Origin of the sequence: Levilactobacillus parabrevis ATCC 53295, from assembly GCF_001434055.1 — a bacterium.
In the GTDB taxonomy this organism is placed as follows: domain Bacteria; phylum Bacillota; class Bacilli; order Lactobacillales; family Lactobacillaceae; genus Levilactobacillus; species Levilactobacillus parabrevis.
Map to the genome: position 1 here is coordinate 34,687 of NZ_AZCZ01000014.1, position 22,689 is coordinate 57,375.

The following is a 22,689-nucleotide window of genomic DNA, read 5'->3' on the forward strand; positions in this document are numbered from 1 at the left end:
CTGTCACCTCTTACTTTAAACGTTCAAACCGTTTGATCAAATCCACTTCTGGCGTGGTCAATTGCCCCGTCAGTTGGCTGATCAAACGTTTACCAGCAACTCGGTCGTTATACCGAATTGCCGTCACACAGATATCAATTAAGGCAAACATGACCGTCACCAAGATGGCCTCGCGCCGATTAAAGGTCGCATTAAAGAGCGTCACCAATTGGCCGCTAAACGCCAACTGAATGATACTGTAGACCAGCAGCGTGTCTGGCAACAGTTGAAGCACGTTCAACCACCGCAACCGCCGCACTAACTTTCTTAATTGTGCAATGACTTCTTGATGACTCATCGTTTCACCCTCAGACTCGCAACGCGTCGAAGAACTCGGTTGCGTCGGCTTGAACCATATCATAGGTAAAGCCCAGGTTTAATTTTTCTTGGTTAACGACCACGACCTGTGCCTGTTGATTGCGGTAATCGAGGAGGCCAGCAAACGGATAGACCCGCATGGAGGTCCCCACGATAACGACCAGATCAGCTTGACTCATCGCCGCCACCGCGCGTTGCACGTTGGTGGTGTTCAAGCCCTCATCGTACAGCACAACGTCGGGCCGTAACCAGCCACCATCGGCATCATGGTACGGCGACTTTAGGTAGTCGTGCCAGTCGGCCTTGGCACCACAGATCTGGCAGTACACGTTATAGAGGTTCCCGTGAAATTCGACCAGGTGCTGGGTATCCGCGACGTTGTACAAGTTATCGATATTTTGGGTAATGACCGTGGCCCGGTTTTGCCGAGTCAAGGCCGCTTGTTTCTCGTGAATGACGTTGGGTTTGGCATCTGGATAGTACAGGTTCTGCTTCACATAATCGTAAAAGACTTCTGGTTCCTGTACCAAACAGCTGTGACTCAGATAGTATTCGGCGTTCCGATGGCCGGTGTACAAACCATTCTTGGACCGGTAATCCGGAATCCCAGACGGCGTAGACACACCCGCCCCGGTTAAGAATACAATGTGCTGAGCTTGATCAAAGGTCGCTTGTAAGCGCGCTTCCATCCCCATCATCCTTTCCTTGTCTTGATTCTCTAAACTTGTCGTTGTTGTCTTCGCCTGCGGCTGCTAGGGTTACAAACAAACATCTACGCTCAGTCTACCGCAAGATAAATGGCATTTCGAGTTTGTTGAAGAGTTCTTCAACCGTCATGTCATAGAGCTTCGTGAAGTAATCTGGCGTGTCATCCTTAGGCGCTGGTGATGGCAACACAAAAGCATTCTGCTCGTCAGCCCGGTTGAAGCCCACGTATGCCCGCCGTTGCGTCTTCTTTTCGTGCATATCGGAGTGATACAATTCAAAGATTTGCTTGACCTTCAAGCCGAGTTGCCGTTTGGACATGACACTGGTTAACGTGGTGAATTCGGTGTTGTGCAGCGCTGGTAAATGCCAAGCTTCCAATTGGGCATCGAAGGCCTTGAACAACTTGACCACGTTCCGGCGCAGCGTGAATGGTGAATCGACTGGCTTGGCCGTAATGACTGCATACAGCTTCTTAGCCGCAGCCAAACTGATGGGGTAATCCTTTTCGAAGTCCGTCATGACCTTGGCATCATCGGGGCCGAAGAAGACCAATGCATCCAGCAATGTCAGCGTCCGTAACGTCATTTCATCGTCGACGGGTGTTGGTTCTGGCTTGATGGTGGCCTTCACACCGGCCAGGTAGAGGTCCTTGATCTCCGGTGTAATCAGGCCGTGCTTCTGCTGTTCGCTAACCACGACAAAGTGGCTCACGATATCGTAGAGTTCGGTTCCCATGATCATCAGCTGTTCATCAAGCTTAGGCTGCCCCGTCGTTAATGAGAAGAAGACTTGGGGGAACCCAGAGAGAATCATTAACAAATGGAGTAATTCGTGCGAAGCCGTGTAGTTAGGCGCCGTCAAGTCAGCCACTTGGATGGCAATGTCCTTACCCATTTGCATCTGTTGGGCTTGGTCGTGTCGCACGTAGCCAGCTTGGAGTTCACCAATGAATTGGACTTCGACTTTACCAGGATAAATGGCGTTGACCTGATTCAATAATCCCTGGACCGCCTCGTTAAGTTGAACATCTTTTGCTTTCATAATTTAAGTTGTCACCTATTTCTCTAAATTTGCTTGGCGTACAGCAAGCAGAGCCGCTTTAGCCTGTGCCGTCGTCGGTTGTGTGCTACCGCGAAGTCGGCCGACCACCGCCGGAACTTCTCCCGGCGTTGCGCCAACCGACAGCGCGAGTGATTTTAATTGTAATTGCATGTGACCGTGCTGAATCCCATCAGTCACCAACGCACGCAGGGCTGCCAAATTTTGGGCCAACCCCACCGCTGCCGTCACACCCATCAGTTCACGGGCCGAGGTGATCTGCGCAATTTGCTGGTTGATGACCACTAACGGAAAGACCCGCGTGGCACCACCAACGTAACCCAGTGCTAGTGGCAAGGTCAGTTCACCGTGTAACGTTGTGTCCTCCAGCCACCAACGGCTGAGGCTCTGATAGCTTCCATGACGACTCGCATAGGCATGCGCACCACTCTCCACGGCTCGCCAGTCATTGCCCATCGCCAAGACGACGGCATCAATACCGTTCATGATACCCTTGTTGTGGGTCACCGCCCGATACGGATCGTGCTCAGCAAAGTCACTGGCATCACAGATCCGTTGGGCAACGGTCGTACCATCAATGGTTTTTGTCGCCAATTGGTCAACCGGTACCGCCACTTCGGCGGTCACTAGACTGTGAGTCGCATAGTTACTTAAGATACTCATCAAAACGTTGACGGTTAAATGTTCCTTTAAGTAATTCGCAACGGCCTCACAGATTGTGTTGACCAGATTGGCGCCCATCGCTTCACCGACATCGATGAACAAGTCCAGCGACATCCAGTACGGTGGGATACAACGAATCCGTAACGAACGGGCCCCGCCCCCATGACCGATCAGCGAGGGATGAACCTCGTTGGCCACCTTCAAGAGCTCGTCTTGATGGGCGATCAACCAGGCTTTGACCCCGGTACGATCGGCAACATGACTCAGGACGATCTGCCCCATGACTTCGCGGCGTTCAACTTTGGTGGTGATCCCCCGTTCGCTGGTCAACAGTCGACCTCCGTTGCTGGCAGCGGCGATAACAGAGGGTTCCTCCGTCACCATCGGCACGGCAATAGTCTGACCGTTGACCCGTAGATTAACGGCGACTCCTTCAGGGAGACCGTAAGTCGTGAGGTAATTTTCAATCAAATCAGCATCGGCTGACCGCTGTCTAGCGGCAATCTTCGCCAATTGCTGAACCGTTAAATGACTCTGCTGAGCCAACAAGTCGCGCCGGGCCCCATAGGGTAGCCGGTAGAATGGTGTTTGTGCCATAAGACATTCCTCCTAGCGTTGACTGAGATATTCGGAAATAATGCCTTCGCGGACCCCACTCTCGGAGAAAACAACCCGATCGGAGTCCAACATCTGTAAAAGTGTTACCAATGGCAACATCCCACCGATAATAATATCGGCGCGGTCTAGTTCTAGGCCGGAGATACGTTTTCGTTCGGCCAACGGCACCCGTAACAGGCGTTCGAAGGTCTTCATGACTTGCTCAGTGGTCAAACGGTACCCGTGGATGTTCTCCACGTGTAGAATCTTTTGTTGCTGCCGATTCATGCGGGCCAGCGTCCGGTTAGCGCCGCCCAACAAGACCAACGGTAAATGCTTGGCATCGTTCAGCCACCAAATATCGCGGAGTCGTTCACGCAAGAAGACTTGCGCGGAGAACAGATCCACCGCTCGCACCCGGTCATCCAGCCGAAATTGCTCGGACAGGTTGACGGCGCCAAACGGCACGCTGATCAAGTTGGCATCGCGGCCATCCTTGACGTGGACCAATTCACAACTGGCTCCACCGGTATCTAGAAGCAGACAGTCTTTGACCTTCAGTCGGTTCACGGCCCCCAGGTAATCGTAATAGGCTTCCTGGTCACCGGATAACACTTCGAGGTCAATATCGGTCGCCACCGCGACACGCTTGAGAAATTCATCCCGGTTACGCGCCTGACGAACCGCCGCCGTGGCGATTCCCCTGACGACAAGGTTTGGCAATTGTTCGTAGTACGGTCGAAACGACTTCAACGCACTGATCGTACGGTCCATCGCCTTCGGTTGGAGAATTTTCTCGGGGCCCATGCCCTCCGACAGACGGCTGTCCACCTTGACGCGATTAACCTCGCGGTAGGTGCCGTCATCGTGGAGTTCGTTAACGGCCATGCGGACCGAATTCGATCCTAGATCAACAATGGCTAAGTTTTGCATAGACTCTCCTCCGTTTCAGTTTAGCCGAAGTAGTCGATACCGATGGCGTGCCGAACTTCGTGTAACGTCTGTGCGGCAACCTGGTTAGCTTTTTCACTACCCTGCTTCAAGATATCGTAAACGGCATCCTCGTTGGCAGCGTACTGTTCGCGACGGTCGCGAATCGGTTGGAGCTTGGCCTGAAGGACCTCGTTCAAATACCGCTTAATTTTAACATCACCGAGCCCACCGTGCTGGTATTGTGCTTTCAAATCAGCAACGTGGTCCGTATCGTCGGCAAAAATATCGAGATACGTAAAGACAGTATTGCCTTCAATGTGGCCAGGGTCTTCAATGTGCACGTGCTCAGGGTCAGTGTACATCGACATTACTTTCTTCTGAATATCATCGGCGCTGTCAGCCAAGTAGATGGCATTATCCAACGACTTACTCATTTTGGCATTACCATCGAGCCCAGGAATCCGGCCTTGTCCCTTAGGTGGGAAGTAGCCTTCTGGTTCAACCAGAATCTCTTGTTGGTAAATGCTGTTGAAACTGCGGACGATTTCACGCGTCTGTTCCAGCATCGGTTCTTGGTCTTCTCCAACGGGCACCGTGTCGGCCTTGAACGCAGTGATATCAGCGGCTTGGCTCACAGGGTAGATGAAGAAACCAGCTGGGACACTTTCACCGAACGCCTTTTGTTTGATTTCCGTCTTAACCGTTGGGTTCCGGTTCAACCGAGCAACGCTGACCAAGTTCAAATAAGCCATCGTCAATTCGCTAAGAGCTGGAATCTGAGATTGAACAAGAATCGTGGACTTGGCGGGATCGATTCCCACTGCCAAGTAGTCCAACGCCACTTGTAACAGGCTGTGGCGGATTTTTTCGGGATCGCGGGCGTTGTCAGTCAGCGCCTGCATGTCGGCAATCATGATGAAGGTATCGTAATCGCCAGTGTTTTGCAGGGCAACCCGATTCTTCAGAGACCCCACGTAATGTCCAATATGAAGTTTACCTGTTGGTCGGTCACCAGTTAATATAACGTGCTTTTTAGTCATTAATACTCTTCCTTTCTGAAAAAGCGCCCCATTGGAGAAAGACTCCAATAGGACGCTAACTTGCGCGGTACCACCTAAATTGTGATCACTATGACCACCACTTTTGTCGTTAACGGGACCCCGCGATAATTGATTATCGATTGAATGTTCGGACGTGACCCAATTCGACGCTAAAACCGTTTCAGCACGGGCGGTTTCTCTCTGGACTTGGCCTACTCTATATCACGACTTTCATGTACTTATTTTAGAGGTTTTCACTGGGAAAGTAAACCGTCTTGTCAATACAAAGATTTTTATCATAACTGCTGGTTTGTTTGCTACACATTAAAGGAAAAATGTCGTCTGCGGCTGCTAGGGATTCCACCTGCCATGAGGACTGCCGGGAATCCAGAAATCCCAGCATCCCCAATCGCTTTGATTGACAGGGACCCCTAAAATGACTAAACTTGTTAAGCAATTTAGCCTATCCAAAGGAGGCGGTCATTTTGACCACCAGCGAAGAAGCACAGGAACAACAGCGTGTTGACCACGTCGCTGCTCAGATCGGTGAGCGGATCGATAAGACCACGTCCGACTATACCGCCGCGCATAAAGAATTGCGCAACGTGTTGAAAAACTACAGCGAAAACACCTCAGTTAACTGGTTCGAAGTCGATGACCGAATCGAAACCAGTGCCGAACTGCAACAGCAACGGGCATTGGTTTCCCGGCTAACTGAAAATCAAAACATCATTCAAGATCAACTCGATACCTTTAAAGAACTCCAACGGTCACCTTACTTTGGCCGGATTGACATCCAGGATCCGGGTGAAACGACACCGGAATCCCTCTACATTGGTACGGCCTCTTTTGTCGATGACGATCAGAACTTTCTGGTCTACGACTGGCGGGCGCCAATCTCCAGTATCTACTATAATGGGGTCCTCGGTCAGGTCGCTTACAACACACCCGCTGGCAATCAGCAGACCGACCTCCTGAAGAAGCGGCAATTTCTAATCAAAGATGGCCAGATTGAAAATATGTTCGACACCAACGAAACCGTGGGTGATGAAATGCTGCAACATGCGCTGGGTGAGCAGAACGATGCCACCATGCAAAACATTGTGGCCACTATTCAACGGGAACAAAACGACATCATTCGCGACACTAAGAGCGACCTGCTCGTCGTACAAGGCGTGGCCGGCTCCGGCAAAACTTCCGCAATTCTACAACGGATCGCCTTTCTGCTGTATCACAGCCGCCGCGACCTAGAGGCCGACCAAATCGTTCTCTTCTCGCCCAACCGACTGTTCAGCCACTATATCAGCGATGTCCTCCCTAGCCTAGGGGAACGCAACATGCGCCAGGTCACCCTCGCTGAATTTCTCACACAACGCTTCCAAGGATTAAAAGTCCAGACACAGTTCGAACGTTACGAAGCTGATCAACAAGTCCCAGTCAATCACCGGCTGCGCGACTTCCGTGAGAGTGCCGCATTGATGACTGCGGTCAAGGATTACTGTCATACCTGCCCAGCCGATGAGCTGAAGTTTACCGACATTCGTTTCGACGGTCGCGTGTTCTTCAGTAAGGAAGAAATTCGCGATATCTACGAACAGTTCCCAGACGCCACCGCACCAGCCGACCGCTTTCTGCGGACCAAGAATGCCCTGGAAAAACGGTTGAAACACCGCATTGCCGATGAGGCCAAGGCCGACTGGGTGCGTGACGAGATCGACCAGCTCAACGATGAAGATTATCACAATTGGTTGGGTGCCAACCATCTCGGTGAATTCGAACAACTCGATGACGAGATTGACTTCATTGCCCGGCAAATTGTGCGCAAACGCCTGCGATCGGTTGACGACGCCATTTATAATGGCTACTTTTTAGACGCTTACAGTCAATACACGGCCTTCCTGAAGCACTGTCCGTTACCAGACAACGTGTCCGCTGACGAATGGCAGACGGTGGTCGATGCCTACCAACACGACATTGAATTCCACCGATTGGCGCTGACCGATGCCGCCCCCCTGCTCTACCTGCGCGACCTCTTGATCGGTGGCGGGGCGAACCACCGGATGCAGCACCTGTTCGTCGATGAGATGCAGGATTATTCGATGGCCCAACTGATTTACCTGCAACACGCGTTTCCTCGAGCCAAGCTGACCCTGCTGGGCGACAGTGAACAGGCGTTGTTCAAGGCGGTAGAATCCCCAGAATCCATCCTGAAAAAGTTAGATTCTGCTCTGAACGTCAAACGGTCACGGTTGATCACGTTGCGGCGTTCCTACCGCTCGACCTACCCCATCACGACCTTTGCCAAGGCGCTGTTACCGGATGGCGACCAGATCGAGGCTTTCAACCGGCCAGGTGATTTGCCCAAGGTCGTCATTCGCTACGATGAGGACGCTGCTTTCAAGGCATTGGCTAACGAAGTCTCGACGGAGCTTGCCACCAACGGTACCGTCGCCATCCTCACCAAGAGTACGACTGAGGCCAAACGCGTCTATCAGGAACTGCATGGCCAGTTCGACCTGACACGACTGACCGACACGGACCGTTCCTTACCTAAGGGCGTCGTCGTTCTGCCAATTTACTTGGCTAAGGGCTTGGAATTCGACAGTGTCATCGCCTACAACGTCTCGGCGGAAAATTACCCTGATGAACAAATGACGGGGACGCTCTACACGATTGCGTCACGGGCCATGCATCACCTGACGTTATTGAGTATCGGTGCAGTGTCACCGTTGATTGCCTCGGGAAAGATTCCACAGGCTGATTTGACGATTGAACATGAATTTCAAAACTAACAGCCTATAACTTTCGGAAGTCTAACTTAATCAGAACTCAAACGACTTTGACTAGCAGTTGCCGGTTAAGGTCGTTTTTTTGATGTCCCATCCGTCCACCCAATCGCTTAGTTCAGCCGCTTCAGTTAACAAGGTCAGTCGTTTTGATTGTTCCCGCCAGCCCAACCGACTATTGTGGGCCTCACACAAAGAAAATTCTGACTTGGAGTGACCGCGATGCTATTACCAAAGTACTGTCAAACTAAACTCGGCGTCTTTAAGATTAGCAACGCCGTGATTCTGCTGTTCTGCTGGATTGTTCAGGTACTTGCCGTCAAGCTGGGACCCATCCAGCCCTTGCGCACGCTACGAACGTTGTTGATTTTCACCGTCGCCTATGCCGTGATGCTCTATCTCCCGGTGAAACTGAAGAAATACGTGACTCCCAAAGTACTAACTGAAATTTTGTTAAATTTCAATGTCGTTTTGACCGTGTATAGTCTGATCCTACTCATCCTGCCGCGCGCCTTGGATACGGCTAACCTGTCTTCCTCACAAGCCGGGCTGGGCATCTTCTTTTCCTTGCTGGGTATCCCCATGCCCTACATGCGGCCAAACGGGGTTTACGGTGTTCGGCTACCTTGGACGCGTAACTCCACGGAAATCTGGGACAAGACAAACCTGTTAGGCGCCCGCCTGCTCTTTGTTGTTGGCGTAGTCAGTCTCCTGATTGGGGCCTTCCAAGCTGCCTGGTTCCTGATGTCCCTGATGATCGGTGTAATCATCCTTACCGCTGCCACAGTTGGATACGCCTACCATTTGTCACAACCATAGTTTTTGAAAGCGATACGCTTGTTTTTATACGTACTAAGGCGTATCATGCTAATATCTAGGAGGCACTGATTTGAAAATCACTGCTAAAGAAGTTCTTGATCGACTTAGTAACGAAGGATTCGTAGAGACTCGAATCAAGGGTGATCATCATAGGTTTGAAGATAATCAAGGCCACAAGGTGTCCGTTCCCTATACTCGACTCAAAGATACTATTAGCCCAACTACTTATCGCTTCATAAAAAGACAAGCTGGCTGGAAATAATTCTGCCTCCGCAGCATTCAAAAATCAATGAGGTGAAAATAATGGCTAAGACTCAAATTGTTGTTTATCCAGCTGTATTCATCAAAGATACAGAAACCAATACCTTCACAGTAATTTTTCCGGATATTCCTAGCGCCATTAGTCAAGCTGATACCCTTGGCATGGCAATGGTCAACGCTGAGGAGGTTCTGGGCCTGATGCTTTATGACGAGGAAACCCGCCCTGTCGCTTCGCCACTTAAAAAGATTCAAGAAGATTATCCGCGAGACCAGGTTCAATTAGTCGCCGTTGATTTGGTCAAAGCTGGTAAGATGGTTTCAAAACCCCTAGTAAAGAAAAACACGACTATTCCAGCAGACTTAGCTCGCGAGGCCAGCGCACGCGGCATCAATTTCAGTGCTGTACTTACAAATGCTCTCAAACATGAGTTAGAAAAGGCTTAGAGTTACTACCATGATTCAGCATCGTGTCTAACTAAAAAAATCCCGTCGTCGCAAATAGCTTAGGTTATTTGTAACAACGGGATCTTTGTGTTTAATTTTAAAAAATTGCTGGCGCCTTCATCGTGGGAAACGTCGTATGGCGGCCATAGTTGTGATAGCCCTTGTAGAAGTGTAATTGACTCTTTTGGACCTTCAACTTGTAGGTCATCCGCTGCCCATCGAACTGAACTTTACCGCCCTTGGGCGAATATTGAATGCCCGATAGCTGATAGACGTGATGCCCCAATGACCGATATTTCAGCTTCTTCAGCCCATACCCTGGTAAGCGATAATAGTGTTCGCTACCTTCATCTAGACCAAAGAGATTCCCCGTGCTCTTGGTCTTACTGTACGTGATGTAGGCTTTATTGTCACCCTTGCCGTTATGGAACCAGGTGTGGCGCAAGACTTTAGGCGTCCCCGCGTGCCACGTTGCCGCTTGGGCCGAGGTCAGGTCGGTTGCCGCTAAACCTAGCGACACGGCCGCAAGACCAATTAAAAAATAAGGTTTAACCATGGTGTAAATTCCTCCTCCGAATAACCACCGGGATTACTTCTCTTTGACAATACGCGTTGCCTACCGGTAAAGCAAGACAATTCGTTTTAACCCCGCAATGGCCCGCAACGCGGACTAATCAACGATCGGACGATTTACTCATTCGACTGCTGATGCCGCGGTTGTTTTGGGCATGTGCTTTAACGCCTGCTTCAACAATAGTGGCGCGATAATCGTGGCCAACACAATCACCAGAATCATGGCGGAGTAGTTGGCATCCCCCAGCAGACCAGCTTGATGCCCAATCTGAGCGGTGATCAGCCCCATCTCGCCGCGCGCAATCATCCCGGTTCCAATTACGCTACTACTGGTCCAGGAGAACCCGCACAGCCGCGCACCGAGGCCACAACCAACCAGCTTGGTCAGACAGGCTAAGACGGTCAGCCCCACGATAATCCCCATATTCTCTGCCATGTGGTCGAGGGTCATATTCAACCCCACACTGACGAAGAAAACCGGGATAAAGATGGCATTCCCCAGTGGCTCCACGTGATCGGCCAAGACGGCCCGGTACGGCGTGTGTGCCACGGCGATGCCGGCAAAGAAGGCCCCAATGGCCCCACTCAACCCAACGATATCGGCCAACCAAGCCATTCCCAAACAGATGACCATCGACATAATGGTCACACTGGAAGCCATAACTAATCGTTCACTCAGGTGCATCAGGTACGGTGCGACCCATTTAACCAATATGTACGTCCCACCAAAGAAGGCAATCTGCTCAATCAGAACTACGGCCAGGTTGGGCTGACTACCCGCTGCCTTGATGCCTTGACTAGCCAGTAGACTGATCATCAGGGACAGTAGAACCACCCCCATGATATCGTCGGCCACAGCCGCCCCCAGGATGGTCGCGCCCTCACGCGTAGACAACGCGTGGTACTCTTTCAGCACAGCCACAGAAATCGAGACTGAAGTGGCGGAGAAGATTACCCCGATGAAGAGGGCTTCCAGCGCATTGAAGCCCCACCACCAGGAAGCCAAACCCATTACCGTGATTGGGAAGACAACGCCCAGCGTCGCCACCACAATGGCCGGTCGTAGATACTTCATCAGCAGCTCCAAATTACTTTCCAAGCCACCCAGAAACATCAGAATAACCACCCCAATATCGGCAAACAAGTTCACCAGGCTATTAAGCTGCACCCAATCGAGCATGGCCGGTCCGATCAAGATTCCAATGACCAGCTCACCAATCACGGCGGGCACACCCAAACGGTTGGCAAAGTTTCCCGCCAACGTGGTTAATACCAGAATCAAACACAGTGTTCCGAGAAAAGCCATCCCCGTCCCTCCTTCTTAAAAATTAATTAGTTTCTATCATACGCCACTTTTTCAGCCCACAAAAGAGCAAACTGCCGTCAAATTCTGGCACAAGATCATTAATGACGGATTGAAAAATTCAATTACCCCATCAGGTTGTCGTCACCGTTAATTAATTCAACCGATTTTGGTACTTTCACCTAACAATTAGTGGTAAACTTTGATTACGCTTTCAATTACAATTGATTTGCTCAGATAAACTGTTTGACCTAACCAACGTCTGTGATAAATCTGTAAAAATCCAGAATCGAAGTGAGATGCTCGTTATGAAACACGCTTTCCGGCCACCCCGCCACAAAATACATATTAGCTGGTTGCTGCCCTACCTCCGCAACCGCAGAATCTTAGCTGGCCTCGGCATCTTCTTGATTGTCTTTGCCAGTCTGATTACGGTGCAGGCCCACCGCAACCGCACAAATCAACCCGCAGCGGCGGCTAATCAGCCAGCCAATGCGCATCAGATTGCCCAGAAACAACGTCACGTGAAGCACCAACTCCATCACTACTTAAAATCCGTGACGGCCGATGGCACCGCCAGCGTGAGCTTCTACAATTTAGGACCGGCCGCTGGTAGCGCCGCAGCGAAGTCGGCAACGGCCACCAAGTTCTACAAGTCTGGGGCCCTCGCAACTTCAGCCAACGCCCACACGCCGGAAATCTCGGCTAGCACTTACAAGTTGTACATTGCGGCCTACCTCTTTCATCAACATGCGGCCGGACTATACACCTGGACGCCAGCCGAAGAAGATGGCTTTCAGCGGATGATCGTCAACAGTGCCAATGACTTCTCTGAAGACGTGATTGATACTTACGGTCCCGTCGCACTAGACGATTATCTCGCCAGCCGGCACTACTACTCGCCAACCTTCGTCAGTGGTCAAGTTGCCACCACGACCGCTTATAGCCTAACCCTCGTACTGAAGGACCTTGCCACGCAGAGTGGACCGTTCAGTCACGCTAAGGATCAACAGAAGCTCCTGTCGTTGATGAAACAACAGGTCTACCGTACGGGGATTCCCGCCGGAGCCGCGGCTGCGAAAAAGGGGACGGTCGTTGCCGACAAGGTAGGCTTCCTGGCCGACACCAATAACGATGCCGCCATCGTCACCCTGCCCAACGGCGAACGCTACATTCTGGTCATCATGACCCACGGCCACGAACAGGCCGGCTTTAGTGGTTTCCCTCGAATGGCTAAGATTGCTACTCACGTTCAGAAACTCGTCTACGACCCTGCGATTGTTAAGGGGATCAGTAAATAAATCTCATAATGATCACTGACTAATTTAGTCGGTGGTCATTTTCTTTGGTGTTGGTTACCTAACCTTTCCTATTGTGCCTCTAAATTGACCACGTCCCGCGCCGGTCCTACCATCAGTTTATCAAAATACCACACTGTGAACCGGCACTGGTCAGGAGGGAATCATCATGAAAGACAGCCACTATATTCGTTGGGTCAAGCACCTGTTCCACATACAGGGGAGCCTCGCACCAAACCAGTCCCAAGAGGCCAATCAGGTCGGTGCTAACGCCTTTACCTATCTGTATTTTTACATCTTAATTTCTAGTCTGGTCTTCACCGGATTATCCTCTTGGATCTCCCGCACCCAGCTATTCCAGTTCGTCATTATTAGCGATGTCCTCGTTACGTTCATCATTGGGGGGCTGTACTTCAAGGAGTCGCTGACGCTGCTAGGTCTGAAGGCGCAACCCGAAGCACCGACAACACAGGCGGCCCAGATTCGTTTTGCCTGCCAACAAGCCTTCCAGAATGCCGCCCTCTTCTGGATTCTCATGGTCTTTAACGATCAACTTTCCGGGACATCATTCGTCAAATCCGTTGAAAATCTAAAGACTTTCTTGGTTACCATGGTGTTGGCCATTTTCATCGGCATTTCCACTCTAATCACTGAAAGCCGTCGTCGCCACAAGCCTTAACTTAATTGTCGTTTTGCTGTCGCCATTCGTCACGCAGACAACCATACTTCACCGAATCCCAGTACTGATCCTGCCAATAACGCACCTGCCGCACACGAGCCTCCTGTTGCAGACCCAGACTTTCGGCTAGCCGACACATACGAACGTTGCCCGACCACGTTGTGAGTCCGATATGGGGTAAATCAACGTGGTCCCACAGCCAATCAATCCACAGTGTCAGCGCCTGTTTGCCAATGCCACGATGCCAGTCTTCCGGTCGATACAAGACGATTCCCAAGTCGAGCCACCGCCGAAGTGCCCCGTCCTCGTAGTCGTACGAAACAATCCCGACCATGCAACCATCGACTCTGATGATTTGCCGAGCAGAATTCCCGATAAATTTCTGCGGCGCAATCTCGGTCAGAAACTTTTCCCGACTGGGCACCTTGTCGTGAAAATAAGGACCATTCCACTTAAGCCATTCGGCCTGTGGATCACTAAAGGCTAACTGCCAAAAAGCCGGTGCCTCCGCTGCAGTTAGCGGTGCTAAGGTTACCATCATATTACCCACCTCCAAATTTTTCTCAGTATACCAAAGAATAATTGCCAATCACATTATAGGACTGTGACTAGCTATAATCATCCATTCCGCCGAAAGGGGAGCATTTATCATGACACTCAAAACAAAATTCCTTCGCTTGATCAGTCTCACGTTATTACTAGATGCCGGAACAGTCACCAGTAAACTCATCGCTGATTGGCTCGCACTCTCCGACGCACCCCGCTTTTTGTTTGCATTACTTTGGAGTATCAGCATCGTTATCGTATTCGGTCTAGCTACAAAACTCTACAAGAAACTACGATCACAGTCAGTTGCTAAGAAATTCGTACTCACCTATTACATTATTTCACTGATAACGCTTCTGACTATCGGATTCGGTATGACGTAAAGACATTACTGATTTTCGAGTCCAGTCGTCGCAATACTGCTATTGACTAGCTCTAAAAAAAGGATATAACTAAATCTATAGATACATTTTCTAATGATAATCTAATTATCGGAGTTTAGGTTCCATTAGTTTTTTTCACTATTCTAGTCGGAAAGAAGTCGGGAAAAATGAGTAAATTATTACATCCAACCTTGAACATTCTATTCAAAGTTGCCTTCTTGGATTTTTATGTTTTTTTAGCAGCCGGAGTTTGTGCCATCGTACGGGTGCCTGACCACATTCTGTTCACCATTTGGACAGCCGTTGCCGTCATCTTCGTCCTCTCAGCGTTACTTACACTGAGTGGCATCATCTTCGCACAACTCTACCGCGAGATGGAGGCTATCTCAATCTTTGTACTCCAGGCAGGCTTAAGTATTTTCCTTTTGACCATGGTTCTATAAGCTATTTTTATCCAACGACCTTTCCCGACAGCGTTATGGGAAGGCCGCTTTTTGCTGACAGCTTTTCAACTCGCTACCAGGAATTTTCCTAACTATACGGGACTCCGAGGTGAATAGCAATGTAAAGTTGCAAACAACACCAAATCCGCTATAAAGATTGTTGTGACGGCGTTTCCAGCGATCCTCATTTTCACACAAAAAGCAGCAACGCATCGCCAATTCAAGCGATACATCGCTGCTAATTATTTTCTATAGGCTAAACCCTATTCAGTCGTAAACTTCATGTACTCCGCCTTGATGTAAACCGTTTTATCATCTTTCTCATGGATAGCCATAAAGCCATTACTATCTGGAAAATCTATTTTAAGGATGTTTTTCCCATCGACTTCGTAGGTATAAATCCCAGCATCCAACCCTTTGGCCCCACTAGAATACTCAAGCGATACTATTTTATTTATTTTGTTCTCCTCCAAATTTTCTCTAACTCCTAGTAAGCCGTGTCATCCGCGATTGGCGTGAAGTAGGTCTGACTGCCTAACTTGTACAAGCTGTAATAGACCCCCGGCATATCATCATCCGAAAAGCCCGCCCGATGTTGGGGCTGGTGTAAATTCTTCATAGCCAGCCGATACTGGGTCTGGCCACGCTTGGCCACGTGCTTCAGTGTTAATCCCTTAATTTTACGACCAAAGTACAGGTAGCGTGTGGCCCCTTTCACCCGAGTTCGATTAATCTTGGCCGATTGCAACGGCTTCGGGGTCATCGTTCCAGTGGTTGCCACGTACTTATGAATTTCGAGATAGCCGTCCGAGGTGACTTGAACCCTCCGTTTGCTGGTCAGCTTATCAATCGCCGACTTGCTCCCAAGGTAGAGATCGCCGTGACTCCAGGTTGGCAAATAGACCGGCCGCTTAACCTTCTTGAAGGCTGCCGGACTAACCGTGAGATCCCGGACACTGGGCACGTAGCTCGGGTGCTGCGTGAAGGCCGTCTTCAAAACGTGATAGCTTAACTCGTTATCGTGATTGATCGACAGTGCCTGTTTCTTACTAGTGATATGATACTTCTGGCCAGAAACGACCGTATTCTTGGGAATCTTGACGGTCTTCGATGCAAAGGTGCCATCGGTATGGTTGGCCGTCATCTTGACCGTCACGGCCTTAGTTGACCGGTAGAACGTACTCGTGTAGAGATAATCGCGAGGAACCTGGTTCTTGCCAATCCTCACGGTTGCCGACTTGGCACTGGCCTGCGTTCCCAGTCCAACTACACCCATCATCAAGGTAACTATGATGAGGCCTAACTTTGTGCTCATTTTCATTGTAAAATCTCCCCTTTACTTAAAAATCTACGTCCGATCTATGTAATTGCTACCGATTCATCCCCGAAACAAATTGCTGTCGATTACATCTTCATTGTCGCGCAAATGCGGCAAGATTGCTATAGGCCACTGGCATTTAAAGCTATCTCTAAATTTCAGAATCTAAAAATTGCCGTCCCAAAAAGGACAGCAATTTTTTTACACGCTCATCACTTGTAAATGATTCAACTCCCGCATGACTACCGGATCAGTTGCTCGTCCCCTAGTCGTCACACGACCGTTTGCCAGGACAATCACCACATCTGCGAAGGCAAATAGCGTCGGATTGTATCGATGCGTAATCGTTGCTCAGCCCTCATCCAGTGTCATCAGGTGTTGTCCAATCATCCCGACTCTCCGTTTTATCCCCCGCCAACTTAGAGCTCGTTAATACGTCCGTAGCAGACTCAATCGCACACTGGCACTGATCGTATTCTGCCATTTAACCTTAGCGTATGAACTCCAGAAGTAAAAGACGGCGGCCACAATGACGTAGCTCCCGACTAACAACAGTAGCCATCCATAACTCATGTGGGCCGGTATCCGTAATTAATTGAAGCAGCGCTGCCAAATTCGTTAATTGAAGTAAGTTAAATCCGAAGCCAGCGTTGGATAAGCCGTAATCGTCTGGCCAATCTCCGCGCTACCCATATGATTCTCGATCACGAAGTCCAGGTAGTTGATAACCTGCTCAGCCTCACTGCTCAGAACCGCCGCCCCCACAATGTGTTGGCTCATCCGATCCACGACCACTTTGATTCTCGCGTGAGGGTCCTGAATCCGCTGGTAACTGTACCAGTGAGTCAAATCAAGATCATTGACCTGGTACTTATCTGGTGCCTGTGCCGCCTCAGTGGTCGTCACCCCCAATTGGGCCAATTGCGCTTTGCCATAGACCACTGAAGGAATCGTCGGATACACGATGTCCGGTGAATCACAGGTTGTCAGCGTCTGCGTTAAGTAGCGGCCTTCAAAGCCAGCAACCGGCGTCAGCTTGGGCTGTGGCCGGTCGACCACGTCACCCAACGCAAAGATATGTGGATTGGTGGTCTGTAGATTGCCATTGACCGTGATACCATGGGCCGTTGTGGCCACGTTGACGCGGTCCAGGTGCAGGTCGTCCACGACTGGCTTACGGCCAGCGGTGGCGAAGACCATCCCCGTCGTCCAGCTATCTCCCACAGCCGTGGTGACCTTGAACTGGTCGTCGGCAGGGGCAACGGTCGTGATCGTCGTGTTCAGTTGCACGTCAACGCCCTCCGCCTTGAGCCGATCCAACAGATCGTTAACTAAGTCACCGTCAAAGGCGCGCAGTGGCCGGTCGCTGTGATGGACCAGGTGAACACGACTACCAGCAGCGTTCGCAATCGACGCGAGCTCGACACCCACGTAACCCGCACCCATCAAAATAATATCAGCTGGCAAGTTATCTAAGTCTAAGAATTCATTACTAGTATTCAACCACTCGGCCCCGTCAATGGCGGGAATTCGTGGCTCCTGACCGGTCGCTACGATCCAGTTAGCCGCGTTGAGCTGGTCGTCACCGACTGTCAACGTGCCGTCAGCATTAAAGCTGGCTGCGCCATGGAACGTCGCAATCTTGGCCGCTTCTAGGCCGCCGTGGGTCCCCGCTGGAATCTTAGTCGTATAAGCACGTTTAGCCGCCATCAGGGCCGGCCAATCAATCTGCGGCACACTGGCTAGTCCGTGGCCTTGCAGAGCTTCTGCACGGCCCTGAGCCTCAACCGCGGCCATCAAAATTTTCTTGGGATCACATCCCCGGTTAGGACACGTCCCTCCCCAGAGATCCTTCTCAACGACAGCAACGCTCATTCCCCGTGCGTGTAACCCATACACTGCGGCTAATCCACCGGGGCCGCCACCAATCACAACGATATCGAACTCTTGCATCTGTATGAACCTTCCCTTCTTGGAAAACCTGATAGGAACTGGCTAGTATCACACCAGCCAAGGCAATTCTATCAATCGGCCACTATCCATCGGGCAAACGCAGATCAGCTCAAGGTACTCTGACTTTACCCAACTATATGGTTAATTCTAGCACGGAAATGGTTTATTCCTGACCAATTTGCCCATTTACCTTTTCACGACGTAGTGTCCTGATGAGCTGGTAGCCCGTATAGCAGATGACCAGCAGCCCCGTAATCAGGTAAACCGGTCCGGCTGGAAAGTTCTGGAAGAAGGCTCCATAGACGATGGTGCCCGCGGGCAAGGCCAGCGTCATCAGCGTGCTAAACGTTGACCCCACCCGACCAAGCAACTTGGTAGGCACCGTCATCTGCATGTAGACCGACATCGGCGTATTGATAAAGGCGAGGATCAGGCCAACGGCGACCGACCAGACAATCAGCCCAACCACCAGATTACGACCAGTGAACGCACTAAGAAAGATAATGCCCAACAGGGTAATACCCACCCCAGTCAGCACGCATAGCCGGAGAACCGCGAGGAGTACTTTCTTAAACGATGGTAATACGGAGAGAATGAGGTTCCCCACCAGAACGCCCCCGGCAAAGCCACTCATGACCAGACTTAAGTTAGCATTTCCCAGATGCCGCTCCTGCACGATGGCGTAGGGTAAGCCGACATCTATCGAGCTCAGTAGAAAGTTCAGCCCGACCCCTAGCACAACAACCGATCGGAGTGTGAGCCGATTCTTGATGTAGACCAGGCCAATCTTAAATTGTTCCCACTCGCCGCCAGCCGTAGCCGCCTGCTCGATGGTTGCGAGTGTCTTAACGTGTTTGTCATTGACCAGCTCATGGACCGCCGCGGTAAACGTTGTGTTGGTCACCTTGTCACAGCAGGCGATGACGATCAGCAGCAGAATTGCGAGTAGCATGGGATCGTTGATATTGGCCGTCAATACGGCGTACAGCACCAAGGCTACGATGACCGTTGCTTTACTCAGTAGGATCAGGGGTTTGTGGCGCCGGCGATCCACGAGATTTCCCACCGGCATGACCAGCAGAAGGCCAATCAGCGGGTAGATGATGGACCCGAGGCCAAAGCTAATGGCTGAATGCGTCCGGTGAAGTAACATCAATCCCATCGCAAAACTAAAGGTATCCCCACCCAGCGTACTAATAATATCGCTACTTGCCGCCTTGACGATTTGAATCGTCGACTGTCGGTTGCTGATTTGAACGGAGTCAGCCATCTGCAATCATCCCTTCCGTTTGCATTGTTGCTCATTATTGTAGTCGCAATTCCCGCCAATTAATCCTATAATATGTAGCAAATATGCCACGTTGCTGAAAGGAGTGCCTCCCATGTCCACCATCGGCTCAACCTTAAAACAGATTCGCCAAGCCAAGGGCTTTACTCAAAAGGAAGTCTATGGAGCCATCGTTTCCCGCTCCTTTGCGAGTCGCCTAGAGAGCGGCCAACACGACATTGCCGCTGAAAAGCTCTTTGCAATTCTGGACCGGTTGGGCGTTAGTGCCAATGAATTTCGTTTCATTCAAAACGACTATCAACCGACCGCGACCGAGCTGGCCCGCAGCCAGGTCATGTTGGCCTACGACCAGCAAAACTTCCCCCAGATTAGCCATCTTGCAGCAAAATACGCTCACAGCGAAAACCCGGCAGAACAGCGAATCGCGGTCGTCGCCAATACATTGATAATGGCCTTTGACCACCGCACCATGGCGATCACCCCGGCGATGGAAACGTTGTGGCAACAGATTGCACTGACCAAGACCTGGACGCTCCAGGAGATTGACTTTGGTTCCATTCTGATTGTCTTGACGAGTCTGAAACAAACACCACTCGCCGCGACAATTCGCAAGTATCACTTGACCTGTGACCGCTACGTCTCAGCGGCGGCCGATCCTTTTCGCGTCATGGATTCACGGGCATCTTTCGACCTAGTCGCGTTGCAACAATTGCTGAGCGAGAAGGCCTACCCTGCAGCCAAAGCCTTCAAACTACAATTATTGGCCGGCCACACGGAACACTTGACCAGTGATGGCATCCTCAATCAGCAATTATCGCTGTGGCTCTGGGAAAGTTATTTCGGCGAGACCGCTCGGGCACAATCCTTGGGAAACGCGCTCCGCCAGATGCCGACGCCCCGCTTCCACCTGGGGATTCACGCCCTATTACACGCCTGGGAGGGTCGGGCGCAACAGTATCGACGCCGCAACATTAGCGACCACCGTTAACCTTGCGCCTGTGCTAAAATAATCTCTAGTAATGGTTAGAGGGGGAACACAATGACATTCTATACGTATAGCTATCTCACGACCCACCACAGTACGTGGCAATACGCGCGGATTGGCCTGCTAATTGCCCTGTTGATCGTGTTTATTGGCCTATTCGTGCATTACCTACGCAACCAGTGGAACGTCAAATATAAAGATCTTAGTATTATCACCGCAACGTTATTATTACTAGTCCTTGGCCTGCAAATCAATAGTCTGGTCTCGCTCCAGTCAGCAACCAAACAAACCGGCCAGATCACCGCGACCGTCCAGCAGGTGGCCAAGCAGCTCAAAGTCAAGCCGGGTAAGCTCAGTATCAACGCCACCACGACCGGCAGCGACCTACTGGTGAAATCACCCAAGGGTTACTACCGTCTGGACTACAACTCGGATGGTTCGGCGTTTGTGCTGGAAAAGATTACGTTGGAGAATCCTGAGATCACACTGGTAAAGGAGTAGGCCATGTTTGTATATTCGGATGTATTTATTAAATTAGTTGTTGGTTTCCTATTTATGACGGTATTGATCAACTTTTCCGGTAAGGGTAATCTAGCCCCCACCTCGGCAATTGATCAGGTCCAGAACTACGTCTTAGGGGGGATCGTTGGTGGGGTCATCTATAACTCCGCCGTTACTCTCCTGCAATTCGTACTGGTACTATTGATCTGGTCGTTGCTCATTCTGGTCACGCGTTATTTGAAAATTCATATCAGGGTGATCGGTAAATTTATTGACGGCGGTCCCATCACGGTGATTCGTGACGGTAAACTATTGGTGCACAACTGCCTGAAGGCCAACCTCTCCGCCAAAGAAATTGATTTTAAATTACGGACGGCCGGCGTCTATCAAATCGACGAGGTTAAACGGGCCATCGTGGAACAAAACGGTAGTCTGACCGTCCTACGCCAAGGTGACGGCTCGATTCGCTACCCAATTATTGTTGACGGTCAGATTGATCAGGACGTGTTGGAACTGATGAATCACGACGAGACTTGGTTACTGGCCCAACTGCAGCAGCACGGCGTCCAAAACATTCGTGATGTTTACATGGCCAAGTATGAGAACCACCAGTTCGAGATTACACGGTACGATGAAGCCTAGGTCCTCCGACAGAAGCGTTGTGAGCAATATCAATTACCCGGTTATTTATTTACTCTAAAAGTGGTACGCTAAATGTAATAAGCATGAGGAGGGAACCCGTATGGCCGCAGATCGATTACTGGAAGAATGGCAAATCTACAACCGACAGCTTCAATGCATTGGCACTCGCCGACGCGAAGAGACGTTGGCACCTGGCGAATACCATCTGGTCGTTAATGCTTTTATCTTCAATGCGGGCGGCCAAGTCCTTCTGCAACAACGGTCTCCCAATAAGCTGTACTTTCCCAGCTACTGGGATTCCTCGGTTGGCGGGTCCGTGCAGGCTGGCGAAACGATTGCCACGGCGATGCACCGCGAAATAGCGGAAGAAATCGGATGGGACATCCCCGTGAAAGCGGCCGATAACTACCTATTAGCGCCCCATTCTCACTGGATCAGTGCATGGTTTGCGTTTCAGACAGACCACGCCGCGACTGACTTCATCGTCCAACACGATGAGCTACAACGGGTGGCGTTCTTTGACCAACCAGCGGCTCACGCCCACCTTCACCAAATTGGCTTCGATCCCTATACAGCAGAGTTGGATCGGGCTTGGGATCATTTACAATTAGTGGACGCTCATCAAGACTAGCACGTTTCACGTACAATACTTGAGGTCGAACGCATCCGAGCGATTCGACCTTTTTTTGACCATATTTTTTAATTCAATACCACGTCCGTAAGCTGACAAGAAAGGGAACCACGGTCATTGTGCCGTGGTTCCCTCTTTATAAATGCGGTTGGCCACTCCCCAGTAGCCAACCGCCTATTCGCTTATACCGGCTAAACGTGATATTCCATGAGTGCTCACTTGAACCATCACAGACACGCCTCCCCCTTGCCAGTATTGTAACGACCCTACTCCATGGCCGGACAATAACATGTCACTAATGTCAACGATTACCAGCATACCAGGTCTTCCTGAAAAAAGAAATAGTTTCTGATTTAGCACGTCAGATTTGGAACGTTTACCGGTTAAATCTGCACTGGATCGCCTATTCTACAACGAACTGTGGCCCACAAGCAAAAAGGGAACCACGGTTGGTTTACCGCGGTTCCTTTAGATTCATC

At 50.6% G+C, this 22,689-nt stretch carries 26 protein-coding genes; 12 read left to right on the forward strand and 14 right to left on the reverse strand.

Annotated features, from left to right (window positions below; all coding sequences use genetic code 11):
• Positions 1-10: 10 nt before the first annotated feature.
• From FD07_RS05155 to trpS, 6 genes are all read right to left on the reverse strand, one after another.
• Positions 11-337: a hypothetical protein gene (locus FD07_RS05155; RefSeq protein WP_020089180.1), complete on the reverse strand. Its 327-nt coding sequence runs from the start codon at positions 335-337 to the stop codon at positions 11-13.
• Between the two features lie 10 nt (positions 338-347).
• Complete coding sequence (locus FD07_RS05160; RefSeq protein WP_020089181.1) at positions 348-1,046, reverse strand: NAD-dependent protein deacylase; 699 nt, start codon at positions 1,044-1,046, stop codon at positions 348-350.
• Positions 1,047-1,140: 94 nt separating this feature from the next.
• The gene (locus FD07_RS05165) at positions 1,141-2,106 is read right to left on the reverse strand and encodes a hypothetical protein (RefSeq protein WP_020089182.1); all 966 of its coding nucleotides are present in this window, start codon (positions 2,104-2,106) and stop codon (positions 1,141-1,143) included.
• A 15-nt stretch (positions 2,107-2,121) separates the two neighbouring features.
• Complete coding sequence (locus FD07_RS05170) at positions 2,122-3,384, reverse strand: hydroxymethylglutaryl-CoA reductase, degradative (RefSeq protein WP_020089183.1); 1,263 nt, start codon at positions 3,382-3,384, stop codon at positions 2,122-2,124.
• 12 nt (positions 3,385-3,396) lie between these two features.
• Complete coding sequence (locus tag FD07_RS05175; RefSeq protein ID WP_020089184.1) at positions 3,397-4,317, reverse strand: Ppx/GppA family phosphatase; 921 nt, start codon at positions 4,315-4,317, stop codon at positions 3,397-3,399.
• Between the two features lie 20 nt (positions 4,318-4,337).
• Positions 4,338-5,357: a tryptophan--tRNA ligase gene (gene trpS / locus FD07_RS05180; RefSeq protein WP_020089185.1), complete on the reverse strand. Its 1,020-nt coding sequence runs from the start codon at positions 5,355-5,357 to the stop codon at positions 4,338-4,340.
• A gap of 485 nt (positions 5,358-5,842) precedes the next feature.
• Here trpS and helD point away from each other — a divergent pair, with 485 nt between their 5' ends.
• The 4 genes from helD (at position 5,843) to FD07_RS05200 (ending at position 9,667) form a co-directional block, all read left to right on the forward strand.
• Positions 5,843-8,149 (forward strand): RNA polymerase recycling motor HelD, encoded by a 2,307-nt coding sequence (helD, locus tag FD07_RS05185; protein WP_020089186.1) that lies wholly within the window; start codon positions 5,843-5,845, stop codon positions 8,147-8,149.
• Between the two features lie 216 nt (positions 8,150-8,365).
• Complete coding sequence (locus FD07_RS05190; protein WP_020089187.1) at positions 8,366-8,962, forward strand: SdpI family protein; 597 nt, start codon at positions 8,366-8,368, stop codon at positions 8,960-8,962.
• 70 nt (positions 8,963-9,032) lie between these two features.
• Positions 9,033-9,224, forward strand: a complete 192-nt coding sequence (locus FD07_RS05195) for a type II toxin-antitoxin system HicA family toxin (RefSeq protein ID WP_020089188.1) — start codon at positions 9,033-9,035, stop codon at positions 9,222-9,224.
• 41 nt (positions 9,225-9,265) lie between these two features.
• Entirely contained in the window at positions 9,266-9,667 is a 402-nt protein-coding gene (locus FD07_RS05200; RefSeq protein WP_020089189.1) for a type II toxin-antitoxin system HicB family antitoxin, read from the forward strand.
• A 97-nt stretch (positions 9,668-9,764) separates the two neighbouring features.
• Here the strand turns inward: FD07_RS05200 and FD07_RS05205 are convergent, their stop codons facing one another.
• Together FD07_RS05205 and FD07_RS05210 are read right to left on the reverse strand one after the other, a co-directional pair.
• On the reverse strand, positions 9,765-10,223 hold the full coding sequence (locus FD07_RS05205; protein WP_020089190.1) for a hypothetical protein: 459 nt from the start codon (positions 10,221-10,223) through the stop codon (positions 9,765-9,767).
• A 138-nt stretch (positions 10,224-10,361) separates the two neighbouring features.
• Entirely contained in the window at positions 10,362-11,546 is a 1,185-nt protein-coding gene (locus FD07_RS05210) for a cation:proton antiporter (protein ID WP_020089191.1), read from the reverse strand.
• A gap of 305 nt (positions 11,547-11,851) precedes the next feature.
• Between FD07_RS05210 and FD07_RS05215 the strand changes: the two genes are divergently transcribed.
• Together FD07_RS05215 and FD07_RS05220 are read left to right on the forward strand one after the other, a co-directional pair.
• On the forward strand, positions 11,852-12,844 hold the full coding sequence (locus tag FD07_RS05215) for a serine hydrolase (RefSeq protein WP_020089192.1): 993 nt from the start codon (positions 11,852-11,854) through the stop codon (positions 12,842-12,844).
• 166 nt (positions 12,845-13,010) lie between these two features.
• A complete protein-coding gene (locus FD07_RS05220; protein WP_020089193.1) occupies positions 13,011-13,520 on the forward strand; it encodes a DUF3278 domain-containing protein in 510 nt (169 codons plus the stop codon).
• A gap of 1 nt (position 13,521) precedes the next feature.
• Here FD07_RS05220 and FD07_RS05225 read toward each other — a convergent pair whose 3' ends face one another.
• Positions 13,522-14,061: a GNAT family N-acetyltransferase gene (locus FD07_RS05225; RefSeq protein ID WP_020089194.1), complete on the reverse strand. Its 540-nt coding sequence runs from the start codon at positions 14,059-14,061 to the stop codon at positions 13,522-13,524.
• A 109-nt stretch (positions 14,062-14,170) separates the two neighbouring features.
• Between FD07_RS05225 and FD07_RS05230 the strand changes: the two genes are divergently transcribed.
• Both FD07_RS05230 and FD07_RS05235 read left to right on the forward strand, forming a co-directional pair.
• On the forward strand, positions 14,171-14,449 hold the full coding sequence (locus tag FD07_RS05230) for a hypothetical protein (RefSeq protein ID WP_020089195.1): 279 nt from the start codon (positions 14,171-14,173) through the stop codon (positions 14,447-14,449).
• 167 nt (positions 14,450-14,616) lie between these two features.
• On the forward strand, positions 14,617-14,892 hold the full coding sequence (locus tag FD07_RS05235; RefSeq protein ID WP_020089196.1) for a hypothetical protein: 276 nt from the start codon (positions 14,617-14,619) through the stop codon (positions 14,890-14,892).
• 263 nt (positions 14,893-15,155) lie between these two features.
• Here the strand turns inward: FD07_RS05235 and FD07_RS05240 are convergent, their stop codons facing one another.
• The 5 genes from FD07_RS05240 to FD07_RS05255 form a co-directional block, all read right to left on the reverse strand.
• The gene (locus FD07_RS05240; RefSeq protein WP_020089197.1) at positions 15,156-15,365 is read right to left on the reverse strand and encodes a hypothetical protein; all 210 of its coding nucleotides are present in this window, start codon (positions 15,363-15,365) and stop codon (positions 15,156-15,158) included.
• Between the two features lie 14 nt (positions 15,366-15,379).
• The gene (locus FD07_RS05245) at positions 15,380-16,213 is read right to left on the reverse strand and encodes a hypothetical protein (RefSeq protein ID WP_020089198.1); all 834 of its coding nucleotides are present in this window, start codon (positions 16,211-16,213) and stop codon (positions 15,380-15,382) included.
• Between the two features lie 426 nt (positions 16,214-16,639).
• A complete protein-coding gene (locus FD07_RS12325) occupies positions 16,640-16,783 on the reverse strand; it encodes a hypothetical protein (RefSeq protein ID WP_155823053.1) in 144 nt (47 codons plus the stop codon).
• 45 nt (positions 16,784-16,828) lie between these two features.
• Entirely contained in the window at positions 16,829-18,163 is a 1,335-nt protein-coding gene (locus tag FD07_RS05250) for a dihydrolipoyl dehydrogenase family protein (RefSeq protein WP_020089200.1), read from the reverse strand.
• Between the two features lie 163 nt (positions 18,164-18,326).
• The gene (locus tag FD07_RS05255) at positions 18,327-19,433 is read right to left on the reverse strand and encodes an MFS transporter (protein WP_020089201.1); all 1,107 of its coding nucleotides are present in this window, start codon (positions 19,431-19,433) and stop codon (positions 18,327-18,329) included.
• A 112-nt stretch (positions 19,434-19,545) separates the two neighbouring features.
• Here FD07_RS05255 and FD07_RS05260 point away from each other — a divergent pair, with 112 nt between their 5' ends.
• The 4 genes from FD07_RS05260 to FD07_RS05275 all read left to right on the forward strand — a co-directional run bounded on the left by FD07_RS05260 (position 19,546) and on the right by FD07_RS05275 (position 22,210).
• Positions 19,546-20,439: a helix-turn-helix domain-containing protein gene (locus FD07_RS05260; RefSeq protein ID WP_020089202.1), complete on the forward strand. Its 894-nt coding sequence runs from the start codon at positions 19,546-19,548 to the stop codon at positions 20,437-20,439.
• A 51-nt stretch (positions 20,440-20,490) separates the two neighbouring features.
• Complete coding sequence (locus FD07_RS05265) at positions 20,491-20,937, forward strand: DUF3290 domain-containing protein (RefSeq protein WP_020089203.1); 447 nt, start codon at positions 20,491-20,493, stop codon at positions 20,935-20,937.
• 3 nt (positions 20,938-20,940) lie between these two features.
• On the forward strand, positions 20,941-21,579 hold the full coding sequence (locus tag FD07_RS05270; RefSeq protein ID WP_020089204.1) for a DUF421 domain-containing protein: 639 nt from the start codon (positions 20,941-20,943) through the stop codon (positions 21,577-21,579).
• 100 nt (positions 21,580-21,679) lie between these two features.
• Positions 21,680-22,210, forward strand: coding sequence for an NUDIX hydrolase (locus FD07_RS05275; RefSeq protein ID WP_020089205.1), 531 nt, complete (start codon positions 21,680-21,682; stop codon positions 22,208-22,210).
• Positions 22,211-22,689 lie beyond the last annotated feature (479 nt).